Raw genomic sequence first — 18,218 nt, 5'->3', positions numbered from 1 at the left:
GTCAATGGAAAATCGGATTGATCGAATTAAGAAACAGCTTCATTCTTCCAGCTATAAGCTCACGCCACAGCGTGAAGCAACAGTAAGAGTACTGCTTGAGAATGAAGAAGACCATTTAAGTGCAGAAGATGTATACCTCCTCGTAAAAGAGAAGTCTCCTGAAATTGGTCTTGCTACTGTTTATCGGACGTTAGAATTGCTTACTGAACTGAAAGTTGTTGATAAAATTAACTTTGGAGACGGCGTTTCGCGATATGATCTTCGCAAAGAAGGAGCCGCTCACTTCCATCACCATCTTGTCTGCATGGAATGCGGTACAGTCGATGAGATAGAAGATGATTTATTAGAAGATGTTGAAGAGATTATTGAACGCGACTGGAAATTTAAAATTAAGGATCATAGATTGACATTCCATGGTATTTGCCACCGGTGTCATGATGATGAATCCGGCAAATAATCCGAATTGGAACCTTTTCATTCAAAATGAAAAGGTTTTTTGCATGTTCGCTGTATATTCCTTGTCCCACCTGGCATATGCTGAAGTAATGAGAACACGAGAAAGGACATGAAGAACATGCGAAAATGGCTCAAAACAACAGGTGAAGTAATGAAAGTATTTATCTTGTTCACTGGTTTTACCGTCCTGTTCTATTATGCTATGATATGGATAAATTCAGAATATGAAAGCTATCATCGTTATGATAAACCAGAAGGTGCAGCGATAAAAGTGATGGAAATGGATCAGCCGAAACAAGACAGCTGGCAGGATCGATTGATTTATTTTTATCAAAACGGGGAGTAGAAACCATTGAAGGATCAATTATCCGACTTTATTCATTTTATGACAGTAGAGAGAGGGCTCTCTGAAAATACCATTGTCTCTTATAAAAGAGATTTACAGAGCTATTTGTCTTTTTTAATGACGCATGAACAATTGACAGATGTAAAAGACGTCACACGCCTTCATATTATTCATTATTTAAAACAGTTAAAAGACGAGGGGAAATCGAGTAAAACGTCCGTCCGTCATCTATCATCGATACGCTCCTTTCATCAATTTTTGCTCCGTGAAAAAGTGACAACAGATGACCCGTCATGGAACATTGAATCACAAAAAACAGAGCGGAAATTACCGAAAGTTCTATCATTAGATGAGGTAGAAAAGCTGCTCGATACACCTAAGCAGCAAACACCATTTGACTACCGTGACAAAGCCATGCTCGAACTTTTATATGCAACAGGTATTCGTGTAAGTGAAATGCTTGATCTGACTCTTGCGGATGTGCATCTGACCATGGGGTTTATCCGCTGTTTTGGAAAAGGAAGAAAAGAGCGGATCGTGCCTATTGGTGAAGCTGCTACAAGTGCGATTGAAGTGTATATAGAAAAAGGCAGAAACAAGCTGCTCAAAAAACAGCCGGCCGATGCCTTATTTCTGAATCATCACGGAAAAAAAATGTCGCGGCAGGGCTTTTGGAAGAACTTAAAGAAACGAGCCATAGAAGCAGGTATTCAAAAAGAATTGACGCCTCATACGCTCAGACATTCATTTGCGACACATTTGCTTGAAAACGGTGCGGATCTTAGAGCCGTACAGGAAATGCTCGGACATGCCGATATTTCTACTACACAAATTTACACACATGTCACAAAAACAAGATTAAAAGACGTGTATCACAAATTCCATCCAAGGGCATAAGTAAAGCATGGCACGGTGAACGTGTATCATGCTTTTTTATGTTTGGACCGTTTATGGTTGTCAATTGACTTGAAAACGGTTTATACTTGAGATGTCTGACCTCTCCAGTTGTGAAAGGTGAAAGGACAAGAATATTGAAGGAGGCGCTTTTTTATGCCTGATTATCAGTATAAACGTATTTTCCTCATTGTGATGGATTCAGTAGGAATCGGGGAAGCACCTGATGCTGCTGATTTTAATGATGTAGGTGCAGATACACTTGGACATATTGCTGAAAAAATGAACGGGCTTCATATGCCGAATATGGCGAAGCTTGGGCTAAGTCATATTAAAGAAATTAAAGGAATTCCAGCGGACGAAAAACCGCTTGCGTATTATGGGAAAATGCAAGAAGCATCCAACGGGAAAGACACAATGACAGGGCATTGGGAAATCATGGGTCTTTACATCGACACACCATTTAAAGTCTTTCCAGACGGCTTTCCAGATGAACTGTTAAATGAATTAAAAGAAAAAACAGGGCGTGGCATCATTGGAAATAAACCAGCGTCTGGTACAGAAATTCTGGATGAGCTTGGCGAAGAGCATATGAAAACAGGCGATTTAATCGTTTATACTTCAGCAGATTCTGTGCTGCAAATTGCTGCACACGAAGAAGTTGTGCCATTAGACGAACTTTACCGCATTTGCGAAATCGCACGTGAACTGACTTTAGATGAAAAATATATGGTAGGGCGCATCATCGCTCGTCCATTTGTCGGGGAGCCGGGGGCATTTGTTAGAACACCAAATCGTCATGACTATGCATTAAAACCATTCGACCGTACCGTCATGAATGAATTGAAAGATGATGGACTTGATGTCATTGCGATCGGAAAAATCTCTGATATTTATGATGGTGAAGGAATCACCTCTTCACTCAGAACGAAATCCAACATGGATGGAATGGACAAGCTAGTGGAGACGCTGAAAATAGACTTTACTGGGCTGAGCTTCTTAAATCTTGTCGACTTTGATGCGCTTTATGGACATAGAAGAGATCCAGAAGGCTACGGTAAGGCACTAGAGGAATTTGACGCACGTCTACCTGAAGTGTTTGATCTATTAAAAGAGGATGATCTGCTTGTGATCACAGCAGATCACGGAAATGACCCGGTTCATCACGGAACAGATCATACAAGAGAATACGTTCCGCTTATTGCTTACAGCAAAAAGCATCAAGAAGCGAATGAGCTACCAACAGCGAAAACATTTGCTGACCTTGGGGCAACGGTAGCAGATAATTTTAAATCAACGCTGCCAAAATACGGAACAAGCTTTTTATCTCAACTCAAATAGGGGGAAATCACGTGGGAGCACAGTTTTCAGAAGCGGCGGCATACATTAAACAAGCATCGACATATGTACCAACAGTTGGATTGATTTTAGGTTCAGGTCTTGGCATTTTAGCCGATGAGATTGAAAATCCAATCAAATTGAAATATGAAGATATTCCTGGATTCCCTGTTTCAACAGTAGAAGGGCATGCAGGCCAGCTCGTCATTGGAACGCTGAAAGGCACGGTCGTTTGTGCCATGCAAGGACGTTTCCATTACTATGAAGGGTATGATATGAAGCAGGTGACATTTCCTGTCCGTGTGATGAAAGAAATCGGCATTGAGACATGTATTGTGACAAATGCAGCGGGCGGTGTGAATACGTCCTTCCATCCTGGCGATCTCATGCTGATTACAGATCATATCAATATGATGGGGACCAATCCGTTAATTGGACCAAACGACAGTCAAGGGGTTCGTTTCCCTGATATGTCTGCACCGTATGATAAAGATTTGTTGGCACTTGCAGAGAAAACGGCTAAACATTTAGGCATATCTGTACAGCAAGGGGTTTATGCAGGAATGACAGGTCCTTCATATGAAACGCCGGCAGAGGTTCGTTTCCTCAGAACGCTTGGCGCTGATGCAGTCGGTATGTCGACTGTGCCAGAAGTGATTGTAGCACGTCATGCAGGCATAAAAGTACTTGGTATTTCATGCATCTCTAATGCGGCTTCAGGTATTTTAGATCAGCCGCTTTCTCATGATGAAGTGATCGAAGTGACGGAAAAAGTGAAAGTAAGTTTCCTTGATTTAGTGAAAGAAGTTGTCAAACAACTCTCATAGATCGCGTGAAAAAGCCTTCTGTTCATGAAACAGAGGGCTTTTTTTATGGCAATCAAACGATCTCTGAATAAAACAGCCTTTATGAGGAAAAAATAGAAAGGATTACGATAATGGAGGTCTGCCACTTGAAACGTCATATATGTGCATTGTTTACTTTAATGATCCTTATCTCAATGGTTTCACCATCAGCGATGGCAAAAGAAAAGATTGAAAAGCCAGGAGAAAAACAAACATCAGAATTGGCGCATGAAGCCAAATCAGCGATTTTAATGGAACGTGACACGGGAAAAGTGCTTTACAACAAAAACAGTGATGAAAAGCTTGCCCCTGCAAGTATGACCAAAATCATGACGATGCTTCTCATCATGGAAGCGATGGATCAAGGGAAATTAAAAATGACTGATAAAGTAAGAACGAGCGATCATGCAGCATCTATGGGAGGCTCACAAATTTTCCTTGAACCGGGAGAAGAAATGACGGTTAAAGACATGCTAAAAGGCATTGCGATTGCGTCAGGAAACGATGCTTCGGTTGCCATGGCAGAACATATTGCTGGATCTGAAGAACAGTTTGTTGAGCAAATGAACAAAAAGGCAAAAGAGCTTGGGCTCACCTCAACGGTCTTTCAAAATCCAACAGGACTTCCTGAAAAAGATCATTACAGCACGGCTCATGATATGGCAAAAATGGCGAAAGAGCTGTTGAAATATGAAGAGATCACCAAGTTCACAGGTGTATACGAAGACTATCTTCGTCAGAACACGGATAAAAAATTCTGGCTTGTGAATACAAACCGTCTCATTAAATTTTATCCAGGTGTGGATGGGGTGAAAACAGGGTTTACAGGCGAGGCGAAATACTGTCTAACGGCATCCGCTAAAAAAGGGAACATGCGCGTCATTGCTGTTGTATTCGGCGCAAGTACACCAAAAGACAGAAATGCCCAAGTCGTCAAAATGCTGGATTACGCTTTTAGTCAATATACAACGCATCCTCTGTACAAGCGTGGTCAAGACGTAGCAGAGATCAAAGTGAGCAAAGGGAAAAAGAAAAAAATTCAGCTTGTCACGTCTGAACCGATTTCTCTTCTAACGAAGAAAGGCGAAAATGTCGATCAGATCAAAAAAGAAATTAAATTAACTCAAGATGTCACAGCCCCATTTTCGAAAGGAACGAAACTTGGCACCATCATCTTGAAAAAAGATGGAAAAGTGCTTCATGAAAGTCCTGTTGAAGCGAAAGAAGATATGGAAAAAGCCGGTGTTTGGACGTTCTTCAAACGGGCGATGGCCGAATTTGTTAAATGGAAGTAAAAGGTGGAAGACTGCTGCAACTGGCAGTCTTTTTTGCTATGAACGAAAAGAACATCTAAATGTGACGAATGATCACTAGTTTTGTCATGGTGAAGGATTTGCATGTGAAGAAAGAGAAACATTCTTTATCCGAAAATAGAGCAAGGAGGAAGAAAAGATGAGCCTTGGTATTGATTTTCAAATAAAAGAGAGCGTACTTTGCATTCGGTTGACAGGGGAGCTTGATCATCACTCCGCAGAGACATTGAGACAAAAGGTGACGAATTATTTGGAAACAGAGGACATTCGCCACATCGTGCTGAATTTAGCTGATTTATCGTTTATGGACAGCTCTGGCCTCGGAGTGATTTTAGGAAGATACAAAGAAATTAAACAGCTTGGCGGTGAAATGGTCGTCTGTGCGATCTCGCCAGCAGTGAACCGTTTATTTGATATGTCCGGCTTGTTTAAAATTATTCGTATGGAGCCTTCGGAGCAAACTGCGCTGCAAACATTGGGGGTGGCATCATGACAAATGAAATGAATCTGACTTTTTCTGCTTTAAGTCAAAACGAATCCTTTGCGAGAGTAACGGTGGCAGCATTCATCGCTCAGCTCGATCCAACATTAGATGAGCTAACAGAAATCAAAACCGTCGTATCAGAGGCGGTCACGAACTCGATCATTCACGGGTATGACGGGAATCCAGACGGCAAGGTGCACATTAGCGTCACACTGGATGACCATATTGTGTATCTGACGATTCGAGACGAAGGCATGGGCATTTCAGATCTTGAGGAAGCAAGGCAGCCGCTTTTTACGACGAAACCAGACTTAGAGCGCTCCGGGATGGGTTTTACGATCATGGAGAACTTTATGGATGATGTCATGGTGGACTCATCTCCAGAAATGGGCACAACGATCCGCTTAACAAAGCATCTATCAAAAAGCAAAGCGCTTTGTAATTAAGGAGCTGCTCATATGGATGTGGAGGTAAAAAAGCAAGCAAAAAAAGCACAGCTGTCTAATGATGAAGTGAAACAGCTCATCAAAAAAAGCCAAGACGGAGATCAACAAGCAAGAGACCTCCTCGTAGAAAAAAACATGCGTCTTGTTTGGTCCGTTGTTCAGCGCTTTTTAAATAGAGGATATGAACCAGATGATCTGTTCCAAATAGGCTGTATTGGCCTGCTGAAATCTGTTGATAAATTTGATTTGTCTTATGATGTGAAGTTTTCGACCTATGCCGTTCCAATGATCATTGGTGAAATTCAGCGTTTCATTCGTGATGATGGAACCGTCAAAGTCAGCAGGTCCTTAAAGGAACTTGGAAATAAAATTAGGCGGGCAAGGGACGAATTGTCTAAATCTCATGGACGAATGCCGACTGTTCAGGAAATCGCTGAATATCTGGACATCACACCTGAGGATGTTGTCCTCGCTCAAGAAGCGGTCCGCTCACCATCATCTATTCATGAAACCGTGTATGAAAATGACGGCGATCCGATTACGTTGCTCGATCAAATTGCCGATCATTCAGAAGAAAGATGGTTTGATAAAATTGCGCTAAAAGAGGCGATTAAAGAATTAGAAGAGCGTGAGAAACTGATTGTCTATTTAAGGTATTATAAAGACCAAACACAATCAGAAGTAGCAGAAAGACTCGGAATTTCCCAAGTGCAAGTCTCACGGCTTGAAAAGAAAATTTTAAAACAAATCCAAATGCAAATGGATCAAAAAGACAGCTAGCCAATTCGGCTGGCTTTTTTTGTGTGGTAATTACCGGTAAATCAAGTTCTTTCAGTATGAGAACCATTTTTCACCACATACTATTTTTAACCCATCGTATAGGAAGTGACTTGGATGGACGGACAAATCTTTATTCGGCTGCGCCATCGGATTAAGACTGGTAATGATCAGCTTATCTATTTAGAGGATATTGCCCAAATCACTGGAGATGACAGTGCTGTGCAAAAGCTGAGCAAAATGCCGATATACCATGTCAGCAAAAAGGATCGTCACATCGTTGTGTTAGATATCATGCATGTGGTCAAAACGATCAAAAAAGCGTGGCCTGACATCGACATTCAAACGGTTGGAGGCTCAGAGGCCATTGTTGAAATTGATACAGGCAAACGCCAACTGTCCCCCGTATTATTCGTGTTTGTATGGCTCCTCTTATTTGTCGGAGCGGCCCTTGCCATCATGAATTTCCATGAGGATGTTAGTATGCGGCTTGTGCATATCCGCCTTTACGAGATGATTACTGGAAACACGGTTGAGCATCCTTATTTATTACAAATTCCATATAGCTTTGGACTCGGTTTGGGCATGATTTTATTTTTCAATCATGTGTTTAAAAAGCGTTTAAACGAAGAGCCAAGTCCGCTTGAAGTGGAAATGTTTAAATATCAGCTCGATCTTGATCATTATGTCGCACTCAATGAAAACAAAGAAACATTGAAAGATATCCATGATCGGTAAATGGCTTTTTGTGGTGCTTGTTGGGCTCGGCGGCGGTTTAACGGTAGGGGCAGGATTTGTGGCGTTTCTCACAGTGCTTGGTATTATCCCTCGATTAATGCAATTAACGAAAACGCAGCGTTTCATTCAAGGATATGAGGCTGCCGTGATAAGTGGAGCGGTCGTTGGCGGCTGGGCTACTTTAAGTCAAGTCCATTTGCATTTATCCAAATGGCTAGCGCTTCCGATCGGTCTTTTATCTGGCATTTTTGTTGGCATGCTTGCAGCCGCACTCACTGAAGTGTTAAATGTACTTCCTATCTTAACGAAAAGAATTGGAATGGACGGGAAAATTGTGCTGCTGCTCATGGCCATCGTCTTAGGGAAGGTGTTTGGCTCGCTATTTCATTGGCTTATTTATATTTAAAAATGTGGAGGGAACAACACGTGTCAAGTTTAAAAGAGAACTATCCATCTAAAGTGAAAACGTATCAGCCGAAACCTCCTTATGTACTAAACTGCATCAAGGCTTTTCTTGTCGGCGGTTTGATTTGTGCGATAGGCGAGGGATTGCAAAATTTCTATATTACTTTTTTTGATTTTAATGAGAAGACAGCAGGGAATCCAACGGTGGCGACCCTTATTTTAATTTCTGCTATTTTAACTGGTATTGGTATTTACGATAAAATCGGCCAGTTTGCTGGAGCGGGATCAGCTGTCCCGGTGACAGGATTTGCAAATAGCATGACAAGTGCGGCTCTTGAGCATAAAAGTGAAGGGCTTGTGTTAGGTGTAGCGACCAACATGTTTAAACTGGCTGGGAACGTTATTGTGTTTGGTGTCGTCTCGGCATATGTCGTAGGGATTATTCGATACGTCTTGGAAAAGATGTTTTCGTAGGAGGAATAAAACGTGAAACTAACAGGTAAGCAATCTTGGGTATTTGAACACAAGCTTTATGTGAATGCGGAAGGAACAGCTGCAGGACCGAAAGAAAAAGAAGGCCCAATCGGTCATCTCATTGATAAAACCTATGATGAAATGCACTGTTATCAAAAGAACTGGGAAATGGCTGAAAGGCAGCTCATGGATGATGCCATATCAATGGCCTTATCAAAAGCGAATTTGCAAAAAAGTGATATTGACCTTCTGCTGGCAGGAGATTTACTGAACCAAAACGTGACTGCCAACTATGTGGCAAGAGAACTCAAAATCCCGTTTCTTTGTTTATTTGGTGCCTGCTCCACATCAATGGAATCAGTCGCGATTGCCTCAGCGCTAGTAGATGGTGGCTTTGCCAATAGAGCACTTGCTGCGACAAGTAGTCACAATGCGACGGCAGAGCGGCAATTTCGTAATCCAACAGAATATGGCGGGCAAAAACCCGATACAGCCACAAGTACAGTGACAGGGAGCGGTGCTGTCGTCATCAGCCAAGAACCTTCCCAAATTCAAATTACAAGTGCCACCGTCGGACGGGTGATGGATCTTGGGATTACAGATCCATTCGATATGGGTTCGGCTATGGCGCCTGCAGCGGCAGACACAATCAAACAACATTTAGAAGACTTAGGAAGAACAGTAGATGATTATGATCTCATCCTAACAGGAGATCTATCTGGAATTGGATCGCCTATTTTAAAGGATCTTCTCAAAGAAGATGGCATTCAGCTTGGACGGAAGCATGATGATTGCGGATTAATCATATACACACCTGATCAAAATGTATTCGCTGGAGGCAGCGGCTGTGCCTGCTCAGCTGTCGTGACATTCAGTCACATCTTTCAAGAAATGAAAGCAGGGAATTTACAAAGAGTATTGGTTGTAGCAACAGGGGCGCTTCTCAGCCCAATGATGGTTCAGCAAAAAGAGACCATTCCAACCATTGCGCACGGAGTTGTATTTGAGCGTGCAGGAGGAGAAAGCTAATGGATTATTTGATTGCTTTTGTTGCAGGCGGACTGATTTGCGTGATCGGCCAGCTTTTACTTGATGTACTGAAACTCACACCGGCACATGTCATGACGACCTTTGTTGTGGCGGGGACGATTTTAGACGGGTTTGGTATTTATGATAAATTTATTGAATTTGCAGGAGCGGGTGCTACCGTCCCTATCGTAAGCTTTGGTCATAGCTTGCTTCATGGGGCGATGCATCAGGCTGATGTCCACGGATTTATTGGAATCGGAATTGGGATTTTTGAGTTAACCTCTGCTGGAATATCAGCTGCAATTTTATTTTCATTTATCATTGCACTTATCTTTAAACCGAAAGGATAACCTAATATGGGGCAAAGACGCAAAGTCATTTTAGTGACAGACGGAGATATATATGCTGCCAAAACGATTGAGCTCGTCGCAAAGAAAGTCGGCGGAAGATGTATTTCCAGCTCAAAAGGGAATCCGAGCAAACGAACAGGACCAGAACTGGTCCAGATGATTTTAAAAACGCCGTATGACCCAGTGTTTGTCATGTTTGATGATTCTGGCTTAACAGGTGAAGGAACAGGGGAGACGGCTATGAAGCACGTAGCACGTCACCCTGAAATTGAAGTGATTGGCGCCATTGCAGTGGCATCTAAAACCCATCAAGCGGAATGGACAAAGGTACATGTCTCCATTGACCGGGAGGGTGAACTGACAGAATACGGCGTTGACAAACATGGACTTCCAGAAATGGAACCACACAAAATGAGTGGAGATACAGTGTATTGTCTCGATTCACTACAGCTTCCGATTGTTGTCGGCATTGGAGATATTGGCAAGATGGGACGGAAAGATGATCTAAGCAAAGGGTCCCCCATCACAATGAAGGCAGTCGAATTAATTTTAGAAAGGAGCGGTTTCCATGAAGAAAGACAAGGTGCACGTGTACCGAGATCCAAAGAAAAATGAAGATTTTTTCAAAGACAATGTCGGGATGGGTCTCAGCTTTGACCTTGGCGTTCGGAAAATTTATGTCCATGATCAGGAAATCCAGCTTTACTATGTAAATGGATTATGTGATACACAATATGTGATCTATTTATTAAAAGAACTGATTGAAATCAATGACAACGAACCTGAATCAGATGATCTTGCACGTGTGGTAGAAAACCGTCTTGTCAATCAGCAAGTCTCAAAAGTTGAAACGCTTGATGAAGCAGTGGATCAAGTGCTGTCTGGACTTGTGGCAGTCGTTGTCGAAGGTGAAAATTACGCATTTATTATTGACGTCAGGAGCTACCCTGGTAGAATGCCGGAGGAACCGGATACAGAAAAGGTTGTCAGAGGTGCAAGAGACGGCTTTGTTGAAAATATTATTGTGAACACAGCACTCATTCGCAGAAGAGTGCGGGATGAAAAACTGCGATACAAAATGCTTAAAGTAGGCGAGCGCTCTAAAGCAGACGTCTGTGTTTGTTATATTGAAGACATTGCTGACCCTGATCTTGTTGATATTATCGAAAAAGAAGTGTCTGGGATCAAAGTTGACGGACTGACGATGTCTGATAAAACAATTGAAGAATTTATCATTAAGCAAGGATATAATCCCTTCCCGCTTGTACGATACACCGAGCGCCCAGATGTAGCAGCTAACCATATATTAGAAGGGCATGTCATCATCATTACAGATACATCCCCTAGTGTCATCATTACGCCAACCACTATTTTTCATCACGTTCAACATGCTGAAGAATACCGCCAGGCGCCAGCAGTTGGGACTTTTTTAAGATGGGTGCGTTTTTTAGGCATCTTATGTTCTACTTTTCTTTTGCCGATCTGGTTTCTTTTTATTCTAGAACCGAATCTTCTGCCAGACAATCTAAGCTATATTGGATTTAACAAACCCTCCCATATCCCTGTCATTCTCCAAGTATTCCTTGCTGATTTTGGGGTGGAATTTTTACGAATGGCGGCCATCCATACGCCGACCGCCTTGTCGACTGCGATGGGCTTGATTGCAGCCGTTTTAATTGGACAAATTGCAATTGATGTCGGTTTATTTACACCAGAGGTCATATTATACGTCTCGCTAGCAGCCATCGGCACATTCACCACTCCAAGTTATGAACTGAGTGTCGCTAATAAAATCATCCGACTGATCATATTAGCACTAGTAGCGATCTTTAAGCTGAATGGATTGATCATCGGTTTTACGCTGTTACTTATTTATTTAACATCCATTCGTTCCTTACAGACACCTTATATGTGGCCGTTCATTCCTTTTAATGGAAAGGCTTTGTGGCAAGTGCTCATTCGGACGTCTGTACCTGGCTCAAAAGTAAGGCCAAGCATCGTTCACCCTCAGAACAGATCAAAAATTCCGCCAAATTCTTAACGCTCGTTGAAAGTGGCTGAAGATTGTGATATTGTATTTTTAACTTTGAGAAACGGCAAAAGGCAGCTTGTGCAGCTGTCTTTTTTCAGCCGAGGCGGAGAAAGAGGGAATGACATTGTATTTACACGGCACTTGCAGACAAAATGAACTCGGACATTTAGAAATTGGTGGTGTTGATGCCGTTTCTTTAGCTGAAACGTATGGGACACCACTTTATGTATATGATGTGGCTTTAATACGGGAGCGTGCAAAAAGCTTTCAGAAAGCATTTATTGAAGAAGAACTAAAAGCTCAGGTGGCATATGCGAGTAAGGCGTTTTCTTCTATTGCCATGTTCCAGCTGGCAAAAGAAGAAGGCTTATCACTTGATGTCGTTTCAGGCGGGGAGCTGCACACAGCTATTTGTGCCGGGTTTCCAGTAGAAAAAATTCATTTCCATGGTAACAACAAAAGCAGAGAAGAATTAAAGATGGCATTAGCGCATGGAATCGGCTGTATTGTTGTTGATAATTTCTATGAAATCAACCTCATTGAACAGCTTGGTCAAGAGCTGTCAAAACAGGTGAAAGTACTCCTCCGCATCACGCCGGGTGTTGAAGCACATACGCATGACTATATTACAACAGGTCAAGAAGATTCAAAATTCGGTTTTGATCTTCATAATGGACAAGCAGACGAAGCAGTCAAACAAGTACTTGAATCAGAAGTGATCGAGCTCTTAGGTGTTCATTGTCATATCGGCTCACAAATTTTTGATACGGCTGGTTTTGTCCTTGCGGCAGATAAAATTTTCTTGAAGCTAGATGAATGGAGAGAATCATTTGGCTTTATTTCCACAGTGCTGAACTTAGGCGGAGGCTTTGGCATCCGTTATACAGAAGAGGACGAACCACTTCCAGCAACTGAATACGTGGAGAAAATTATTCAAGCGGTGAAAGAAAATGTAGCCCGCTATGAGTTTAAGATGCCTGAAATTTGGATTGAGCCGGGCCGCTCCCTTGTTGGAGATGCGGGAACCACTCTTTATACGATCGGCTCATCAAAACATGTACCTGGCATTCGCGATTATGTAGCCATTGACGGCGGAATGAGTGATAACATTCGACCTGCTTTATATCAAGCAAAATATGAAGCAGCGAGCGCCAATAAAATGAGCCAAACGCATGATCAAACGGTGTCCATTGCAGGAAAATGCTGCGAGAGTGGAGATATGCTCATTTGGGATATTGATCTGCCAGAGTTATCACAGGGAGACTTGTTAGCTGTCTTTTGTACAGGAGCTTATGGCTACAGCATGTCAAACAACTATAACCGCATCCCGCGCCCGGCTGTAGTATTTGTAGAAGATGGGGAAGCGCAGCTTGTCGTTGAGCGTGAGACATATGAGGACATTGTCAAATTGGATTTACCTTATCAATCAAAAGTGAAATCATCGACTTAAAAAAAGCTGCCTGATCATCAGGCAGCTTTTTCTATGACATTTATTTTCCACCAGTAAATACAGAGACGATCGCATTCCAAATGGAGACAAAGAAATCCCAAATCTTCTGTAGAAGGTTTTTCCCTTCATCTGATTCTATGAATTTTGTAATCTTGTCTTTTGCTTTATCAATTTGAGATCCGACTTGTTTCCAATCGATATTGATATTTTTCATTTTATCGAAGAGAGAGACAAGTTGATCTTTTTGGTCCTGCGTCAGATTTAAGTTCAAATCAGAAGCGGCTTGATCTACTTTTTCTTCCACTTCTTTTGTTGTTTTAGGAACTCCATTTTTGGCAATGTCATCTTTGATTTTTGCAATCAGGGCAGAAGCATTGTCTTTTCCAATAGAGTCACCCAATTTAGATGTTGTTACAAGCTCTTCGTTAGCCACCTGTTTCACATCTTCGGGAATGGCTTTGTCGCTTGACACTTCATAGGCTTTTAATAAACCTGTCAGTGCTGCTGTGCCAGATACTTCAAACGGCGCCGTCACGACAACCTTTGCATCTTTCACGCCTGCGGTCATTAAAGCATTTAAATACATCTCATCTGTAATGGTCTTAATGTTATGTGTATCCACGGTCAGACCCGCACCTGATTTTTCAATGGTGATGGATGAAGATGATAATGCTCGAGTCCCGATTTGAGAACGAGGGATATACTTTCCTAAATATTCGTGCTCTTCTTTATTGGTTACTTCAATTTTTGTCGCATTTTCAGGTGGATTCAACTCGTCAAGCACCTTCTGGCGATCAGCCGGTGTTAAGTCTTGCCCGAGTGTGACGATGACATCGCCGACAGCTGCATCCGCTAAGCTGACTTTTGGCGCACCAATCAGTAAAAGGAGCGCTGCCATCATACCAAGCATTGTTTTTTTAAACATGTTGACCTCCTTCAAGTCGAAAGCGTTTCTCGATGGTGAGAAACTCATCTTTTGAGTACATGATTTGAATCGTACTCCATCATATAGACGTAACAAATCAGTCTGACGTTTCAATTTTCTTTTAAAGATGTTTGAAACCTCCAATATGATGAAGTGATTTGCTCAGTCTGTGATCATTTCCTTAGGAGAAAAGGATCAAGCGCTTTTAGTTTATCAATGATGGCAAAAGAGGTAAATCACATTAGGTAAGCAGGGGATGTTTAACATCACCGAAAATGTGCTATAATGAGCGTTGTTTAACCTGAAAGGAGAATGTGAAAAATGGCGAAAAAAGGATACATACAATTAACGAATGGAAAGAAAATTGAGTTTGAACTTTACCCAGAGGCTGCTCCAGGTACAGTAGCAAACTTTGAAAAATTAGCGAATGAAGGCTTCTACGACGGATTGAAATTCCACCGCGTGATCCCAGGGTTCGTAAGCCAAGGCGGCGATCCAAACGGTAATGGAACTGGAGGACCTGGTTACACAATTAAATGTGAAACAGAAGGAAACCCTCATCAGCACGAGAGAGGTTCATTATCAATGGCACACGCTGGTAAAGATACTGGCGGCAGCCAATTCTTTATCGTACATGACCCACAGCCGCACTTAAACGGTGTTCACACTGTTTTTGGCAAAGTAACATCTGGTATCGAAGCTGTTCTTGATATGGAACAAGGACAAGGCATGGAAAAAGTCGAAGTGATCGATGCTTAATCCAAAACACCGCTTAATTGCGGTGTTTTTTTTATTTTACATCTGATGTTCCTGTGATCTGTGCCGTGAAGCGGTAGGTGATCATCCAATATAAAAGGGCTAAGGCGCTGATAGAGGCTCCAAATAAACATACCCCATTCCAGCCAGCGTTGGCGTATATGTTAGTTGATACAATAGAACCGAGCGCACTGCCGAGGGAATAAAAAATCATATAAGCAGCAGTCAGCCGGCTTCTCGCCTCAGGCCGGACCATGAAAATCATACTTTGATTGGTCACATGAACTGCCTGCACAGATAGGTCAAGAATGATGATACCAACGATTAATAAAATGAGGGAATATTCAGTGAAAAAAATAAAACACCATGAAAAGAGTAATAGGACAAGGGCGATGCACGTTGTTAACTGTCCTAAGCCTCGATCAGCAAGGCTTCCAGCCCGAGCGGCACCTAATGCTCCGGCAACTCCAGCAAGACCAAATGCTCCAATCGCCGTATGTGACAGATTGTATGGCGTAGTGCTGAGAGGCAGCACAAGTGAAGTCCACAGCGTGCCAAACACAACAAAGATCAGAAAACCCAGTACGCCACGAATACGTAGAATTAGTTCTTGTCTGAACAATATAAACATTGAAGCGAGCAAGTTCACATAGGATATGGAGACTCTCTTGCTGTCAGCACGCGGAAGATACCGGTACAACACGCCAGTGATGATCAGCATCATCACGCCGGAAACGAGATAGACTGATCTCCAGCCGGCGAGATCGGTTAGTACACCAGCAAACGTTCGTGCGAGAAGAATACCAATCACAATTCCACTTTGAACCAAGCCCACTATGCGGCCACGTTCTTCAGGAGCGGCCCATGTCGCTGCGAATGCTACGAGTACCTGAGTGACTACAGCAAGCAGTCCTACCGCAGCTAGTCCTATGAACAGGACGGTGGAGGTAGGGGCGATACCGACTAGAATGAGAGATAACACGGATACTAGCATTTGAGCTACGATGAGTCGCCGTTGGTTGAACAGATCACCAAATGGTACGATCAGTAGCAGTCCTAGCCCATAACAAAGCTGAGTAATCGTAATGACCATACCAATGGATGAATAGCTGATACCAAACTCGGATGCGAGGGAGTCTAATAATGGCTGTGCAAAGTATATGTTTGCAACTGCCATCCCGGAGGCTGTCGAAAACAGTAGAGCCATATTGCGAGTCATCGTTGATCGGGTGGTGATTTGTAAATGAGTCGTTTCCAGATTAGAATGTTCAACGGCATTCATTTTTTCTTTTTTCATGCATGTCATCAGCTCCTTTTGTACTAAAAAATATAATATACTGATCGGTATAAAATGATTCCTGTTAAGGATAACCAGATAAACGTTTTAAAGTCAAGGTGATGTAGTGAAGATCTTGAGAGAGGCAGTCAATTTGACAATGATATGTCAATAAAATAAAATGATAATGTACCGATAAGTAAAAAATATCCTTATAAGAAATAGATGATTGATCTAGTGAAGAGATTTTTATGATAGAAATGAGGGTTGATGATGGTTCGACAACGGGAATTTGATGAGGAAAAAGCGTTAGATGAGGCTTTATTGCTTTTTTGGGAGAAAGGGTACAGAGCCACTACATTAAGCGACTTAACTGCAAAAATGGGAATACAGCGGCCGAGCTTATACTCAGCGTTCGGTGATAAAGAGGAATTGTTTGAAGCAGCATTACGCAAATATACAACTCAGCATGCAGCACATATTCGATCAAAACTGCAAAACAATCTGTCTGCAAAGGAAGCATTTCGTACATTATTTACTGAATTAGTAGAAGAGGAATATGGAGATGGGCCGAGTAAAGGGTGCTTCTGCATCAATACAATAGTCGAACTTGCCCCCCACGAAGAGAAATTTGAAATTCTCACAAGAGAGCATCAAATGTATCTTTCGGTCATTTTTGAAGAAAAAATTGTACAAGGTATTCGCTCGGGTGAGCTCGAAAGCAGTCTGAATGCCAAAGCCTTAGCACAGGCGCTGGTCGTTTCTTTTATTGGACTTACAGTCCTCATGAAATCTCGCCCAGAGCGTTCATTTGTAGATCATTCTATAGCGACGATACTATCCATATTGAAATAAATAGTCTATATAAAAAAAGCGTATTTTGATCAATGGATTAAAACACGCTTTTTCTTTTAGGGTGTGATGGACACGTTTTTGTGATATGATAAGAGAACAAACATTCGTATTCGTGAGTGTCACCATATGTAGCTCTAAAAATAAGTGAAAGTGCAAATCTAAAAAGCGTGTGATCATGCTGAAAGAAAGCAGGAGATACTTTGAAACCATTAACAAAAGAAGAAAAAAATCAGATGATGATTGCTATTCAGCGTTACTTTGCCGAAGAACGAGAAGAGGAGATTGGTGAATTAGCAGCCATCAATATATTAGAATTTATCACAAAACATCTTGGAAGCTACTATTATAATCAAGGGGTTCGTGACAGCCGAAATATCGCTGTTCAAAGATCTCAATTGTTAGAGGAAGATCTATTCGCACTAGAGAAAAGAATATAATCAAAAAGCTCGTCTATCTTATTCATCCTGCTAACAGATAAAGAGGAAAAAAGACCCCCTTAATAAAGAACGCATATTCGTATCATATGTAATGATGAAAAGGTGGAACCAAAAGTCCATTTGAATCGTTATATAAGTAACCATTAATGAAAATCAGCTTTTTTGGTTTTATTTCATCAAAAGAAGGAATAGAACATACAAATAGGCGAAGTGCAGATGATGGAGGTTCTAAATATGGGGAAAATCAAATTAAAAATCGCAATCTTATTTGTTTTACTGCTTTGTTTAGGCGCAGGTTATTTATACATGAATGGTATGAAAATTGAAGATGTGCCAACAGCCATCGGCGAAAGCTTAACGAATAATGACAAAGATTACACAATCTATGAATATACCATTACAAAAATTGATGGTGATGAGTATTACGGTCAAGCCAAAAATGGCACGAAAATCATTTTTAATGGAAAGAAATTTGAAGATGATGTGGCCGATCTGAAAAAAGGCGATCGTATTAAAGCATACTTTAGTAATGAAAAAAGAATAGACGGTCTTATAAAAGTAGTAAAAGTCGTCAATTAACAAGTCTCCTTTC

23 protein-coding genes are annotated in these 18,218 nt (G+C 41.7%); 21 read left to right on the top strand and 2 right to left on the bottom strand.

Features of this window, described 5'->3' with window-relative positions:
• The first annotated feature begins 4 nt into the window (after positions 1-4).
• The 17 genes from fur (at position 5) to lysA (ending at position 13,377) form a co-directional block, all read left to right on the top strand.
• A complete protein-coding gene (gene fur / locus FXF70_RS06290) occupies positions 5-457 on the top strand; it encodes a ferric iron uptake transcriptional regulator (protein ID WP_003215577.1) in 453 nt (150 codons plus the stop codon).
• Positions 458-574: 117 nt separating this feature from the next.
• Positions 575-802 carry a YqzK family protein gene (locus FXF70_RS06285; RefSeq protein WP_008344420.1) on the top strand — a complete coding sequence of 76 codons (228 nt, stop codon included), beginning with the start codon at positions 575-577 and terminating at the stop codon, positions 800-802.
• A gap of 6 nt (positions 803-808) precedes the next feature.
• Positions 809-1,699 carry a site-specific tyrosine recombinase XerD gene (gene xerD / locus FXF70_RS06280; RefSeq protein ID WP_017357921.1) on the top strand — a complete coding sequence of 297 codons (891 nt, stop codon included), beginning with the start codon at positions 809-811 and terminating at the stop codon, positions 1,697-1,699.
• A 153-nt stretch (positions 1,700-1,852) separates the two neighbouring features.
• Positions 1,853-3,037 (top strand): phosphopentomutase, encoded by a 1,185-nt coding sequence (gene deoB, locus FXF70_RS06275; RefSeq protein WP_046343898.1) that lies wholly within the window; start codon positions 1,853-1,855, stop codon positions 3,035-3,037.
• A gap of 11 nt (positions 3,038-3,048) precedes the next feature.
• Positions 3,049-3,861: a purine-nucleoside phosphorylase gene (locus FXF70_RS06270; protein WP_065460651.1), complete on the top strand. Its 813-nt coding sequence runs from the start codon at positions 3,049-3,051 to the stop codon at positions 3,859-3,861.
• Positions 3,862-4,019: 158 nt separating this feature from the next.
• On the top strand, positions 4,020-5,174 hold the full coding sequence (locus FXF70_RS06265) for a D-alanyl-D-alanine carboxypeptidase family protein (RefSeq protein WP_201297801.1): 1,155 nt from the start codon (positions 4,020-4,022) through the stop codon (positions 5,172-5,174).
• A gap of 157 nt (positions 5,175-5,331) precedes the next feature.
• A complete protein-coding gene (gene spoIIAA / locus FXF70_RS06260) occupies positions 5,332-5,685 on the top strand; it encodes an anti-sigma F factor antagonist (protein WP_008344431.1) in 354 nt (117 codons plus the stop codon).
• Positions 5,682-6,122, top strand: a complete 441-nt coding sequence (spoIIAB, locus tag FXF70_RS06255) for an anti-sigma F factor (protein WP_007501052.1) — start codon at positions 5,682-5,684, stop codon at positions 6,120-6,122. Before spoIIAA ends, spoIIAB begins: the two co-directional genes overlap by 4 nt.
• Positions 6,123-6,134: 12 nt before the next feature.
• Positions 6,135-6,902 carry an RNA polymerase sporulation sigma factor SigF gene (gene sigF / locus FXF70_RS06250; protein ID WP_007501051.1) on the top strand — a complete coding sequence of 256 codons (768 nt, stop codon included), beginning with the start codon at positions 6,135-6,137 and terminating at the stop codon, positions 6,900-6,902.
• 114 nt (positions 6,903-7,016) lie between these two features.
• A complete protein-coding gene (locus FXF70_RS06245; RefSeq protein ID WP_046343891.1) occupies positions 7,017-7,637 on the top strand; it encodes a stage V sporulation protein AA in 621 nt (206 codons plus the stop codon).
• Complete coding sequence (locus FXF70_RS06240) at positions 7,627-8,043, top strand: stage V sporulation protein AB (protein WP_007501049.1); 417 nt, start codon at positions 7,627-7,629, stop codon at positions 8,041-8,043. The genes FXF70_RS06245 and FXF70_RS06240 overlap by 11 nt, the downstream gene beginning before the upstream one ends.
• A gap of 20 nt (positions 8,044-8,063) precedes the next feature.
• A complete protein-coding gene (gene spoVAC, locus FXF70_RS06235) occupies positions 8,064-8,516 on the top strand; it encodes a stage V sporulation protein AC (RefSeq protein ID WP_019743094.1) in 453 nt (150 codons plus the stop codon).
• 12 nt (positions 8,517-8,528) lie between these two features.
• On the top strand, positions 8,529-9,545 hold the full coding sequence (spoVAD, locus tag FXF70_RS06230; protein ID WP_008344437.1) for a stage V sporulation protein AD: 1,017 nt from the start codon (positions 8,529-8,531) through the stop codon (positions 9,543-9,545).
• Complete coding sequence (spoVAE, locus tag FXF70_RS06225; protein ID WP_007501045.1) at positions 9,545-9,895, top strand: stage V sporulation protein AE; 351 nt, start codon at positions 9,545-9,547, stop codon at positions 9,893-9,895. The genes spoVAD and spoVAE overlap by 1 nt, the downstream gene beginning before the upstream one ends.
• A 6-nt stretch (positions 9,896-9,901) precedes the next feature.
• Positions 9,902-10,510 carry a stage V sporulation protein SpoVABEA gene (gene spoVAEA / locus FXF70_RS06220; RefSeq protein WP_041507002.1) on the top strand — a complete coding sequence of 203 codons (609 nt, stop codon included), beginning with the start codon at positions 9,902-9,904 and terminating at the stop codon, positions 10,508-10,510.
• The gene (locus tag FXF70_RS06215) at positions 10,464-11,936 is read left to right on the top strand and encodes a spore germination protein (protein ID WP_007501043.1); all 1,473 of its coding nucleotides are present in this window, start codon (positions 10,464-10,466) and stop codon (positions 11,934-11,936) included. The genes spoVAEA and FXF70_RS06215 overlap by 47 nt, the downstream gene beginning before the upstream one ends.
• A 115-nt stretch (positions 11,937-12,051) precedes the next feature.
• Positions 12,052-13,377, top strand: coding sequence for a diaminopimelate decarboxylase (gene lysA / locus FXF70_RS06210; protein ID WP_024718927.1), 1,326 nt, complete (start codon positions 12,052-12,054; stop codon positions 13,375-13,377).
• Positions 13,378-13,417: 40 nt separating this feature from the next.
• Here the strand turns inward: lysA and FXF70_RS06205 are convergent, their stop codons facing one another.
• Positions 13,418-14,302: a DUF1002 domain-containing protein gene (locus FXF70_RS06205; RefSeq protein ID WP_060781162.1), complete on the bottom strand. Its 885-nt coding sequence runs from the start codon at positions 14,300-14,302 to the stop codon at positions 13,418-13,420.
• Positions 14,303-14,623: 321 nt separating this feature from the next.
• Here FXF70_RS06205 and FXF70_RS06200 point away from each other — a divergent pair, with 321 nt between their 5' ends.
• On the top strand, positions 14,624-15,061 hold the full coding sequence (locus FXF70_RS06200) for a peptidylprolyl isomerase (protein WP_007501040.1): 438 nt from the start codon (positions 14,624-14,626) through the stop codon (positions 15,059-15,061).
• Positions 15,062-15,092: 31 nt separating this feature from the next.
• On the opposite strand, the gene FXF70_RS06195 is transcribed toward FXF70_RS06200, so the two are convergent.
• Positions 15,093-16,355 carry an MFS transporter gene (locus FXF70_RS06195; protein WP_148779999.1) on the bottom strand — a complete coding sequence of 421 codons (1,263 nt, stop codon included), beginning with the start codon at positions 16,353-16,355 and terminating at the stop codon, positions 15,093-15,095.
• Positions 16,356-16,607: 252 nt separating this feature from the next.
• On the opposite strand from FXF70_RS06195, the gene FXF70_RS06190 reads away from it, so the two are divergent.
• From FXF70_RS06190 to FXF70_RS06175, 3 genes are all read left to right on the top strand, one after another.
• On the top strand, positions 16,608-17,189 hold the full coding sequence (locus FXF70_RS06190; RefSeq protein WP_050827369.1) for a TetR/AcrR family transcriptional regulator: 582 nt from the start codon (positions 16,608-16,610) through the stop codon (positions 17,187-17,189).
• Between the two features lie 200 nt (positions 17,190-17,389).
• Positions 17,390-17,626, top strand: coding sequence for a DUF2164 domain-containing protein (locus FXF70_RS06180; protein ID WP_017359788.1), 237 nt, complete (start codon positions 17,390-17,392; stop codon positions 17,624-17,626).
• A gap of 234 nt (positions 17,627-17,860) precedes the next feature.
• Positions 17,861-18,205, top strand: coding sequence for a hypothetical protein (locus FXF70_RS06175; protein WP_008344451.1), 345 nt, complete (start codon positions 17,861-17,863; stop codon positions 18,203-18,205).
• Positions 18,206-18,218: the final 13 nt, after the last annotated feature.

Origin of the sequence: Bacillus sp. Y3 (genome assembly GCF_008123875.1) — a bacterium.
GTDB classification, from domain to species: Bacteria; Bacillota; Bacilli; order Bacillales; family Bacillaceae; genus Bacillus; species Bacillus altitudinis.
This window is presented reverse-complemented; position numbering and strand designations above follow the sequence as displayed.

What these genes read in the sequence shown, in the direction of transcription:
- spoIIAA (WP_008344431.1), top strand. Translation starts at nt 5,332, where the DNA reads ATGAGCCTTGGTATTGATTTTCAAATAAAAGAGAGCGTACTTTGCATT.
- FXF70_RS06245 (WP_046343891.1), top strand. Translation starts at nt 7,017, where the DNA reads ATGGACGGACAAATCTTTATTCGGCTGCGCCATCGGATTAAGACTGGT.
- spoVAEA (WP_041507002.1), top strand. Translation starts at nt 9,902, where the DNA reads ATGGGGCAAAGACGCAAAGTCATTTTAGTGACAGACGGAGATATATAT.
- spoVAE (WP_007501045.1), top strand. Translation starts at nt 9,545, where the DNA reads ATGGATTATTTGATTGCTTTTGTTGCAGGCGGACTGATTTGCGTGATC.
- FXF70_RS06190 (WP_050827369.1), top strand. Translation starts at nt 16,608, where the DNA reads ATGGTTCGACAACGGGAATTTGATGAGGAAAAAGCGTTAGATGAGGCT.
- fur (WP_003215577.1), top strand. Translation starts at nt 5, where the DNA reads ATGGAAAATCGGATTGATCGAATTAAGAAACAGCTTCATTCTTCCAGC.
- FXF70_RS06265 (WP_201297801.1), top strand. Translation starts at nt 4,020, where the DNA reads ATGATCCTTATCTCAATGGTTTCACCATCAGCGATGGCAAAAGAAAAG.
- FXF70_RS06240 (WP_007501049.1), top strand. Translation starts at nt 7,627, where the DNA reads ATGATCGGTAAATGGCTTTTTGTGGTGCTTGTTGGGCTCGGCGGCGGT.
- FXF70_RS06200 (WP_007501040.1), top strand. Translation starts at nt 14,624, where the DNA reads ATGGCGAAAAAAGGATACATACAATTAACGAATGGAAAGAAAATTGAG.
- spoIIAB (WP_007501052.1), top strand. Translation starts at nt 5,682, where the DNA reads ATGACAAATGAAATGAATCTGACTTTTTCTGCTTTAAGTCAAAACGAA.
- deoB (WP_046343898.1), top strand. Translation starts at nt 1,853, where the DNA reads ATGCCTGATTATCAGTATAAACGTATTTTCCTCATTGTGATGGATTCA.
- FXF70_RS06205 (WP_060781162.1), bottom strand. Translation starts at nt 14,302, where the DNA reads ATGTTTAAAAAAACAATGCTTGGTATGATGGCAGCGCTCCTTTTACTG.
- FXF70_RS06215 (WP_007501043.1), top strand. Translation starts at nt 10,464, where the DNA reads ATGAAGAAAGACAAGGTGCACGTGTACCGAGATCCAAAGAAAAATGAA.
- FXF70_RS06195 (WP_148779999.1), bottom strand. Translation starts at nt 16,355, where the DNA reads ATGAAAAAAGAAAAAATGAATGCCGTTGAACATTCTAATCTGGAAACG.
- FXF70_RS06175 (WP_008344451.1), top strand. Translation starts at nt 17,861, where the DNA reads ATGGGGAAAATCAAATTAAAAATCGCAATCTTATTTGTTTTACTGCTT.
- FXF70_RS06285 (WP_008344420.1), top strand. Translation starts at nt 575, where the DNA reads ATGCGAAAATGGCTCAAAACAACAGGTGAAGTAATGAAAGTATTTATC.
- sigF (WP_007501051.1), top strand. Translation starts at nt 6,135, where the DNA reads ATGGATGTGGAGGTAAAAAAGCAAGCAAAAAAAGCACAGCTGTCTAAT.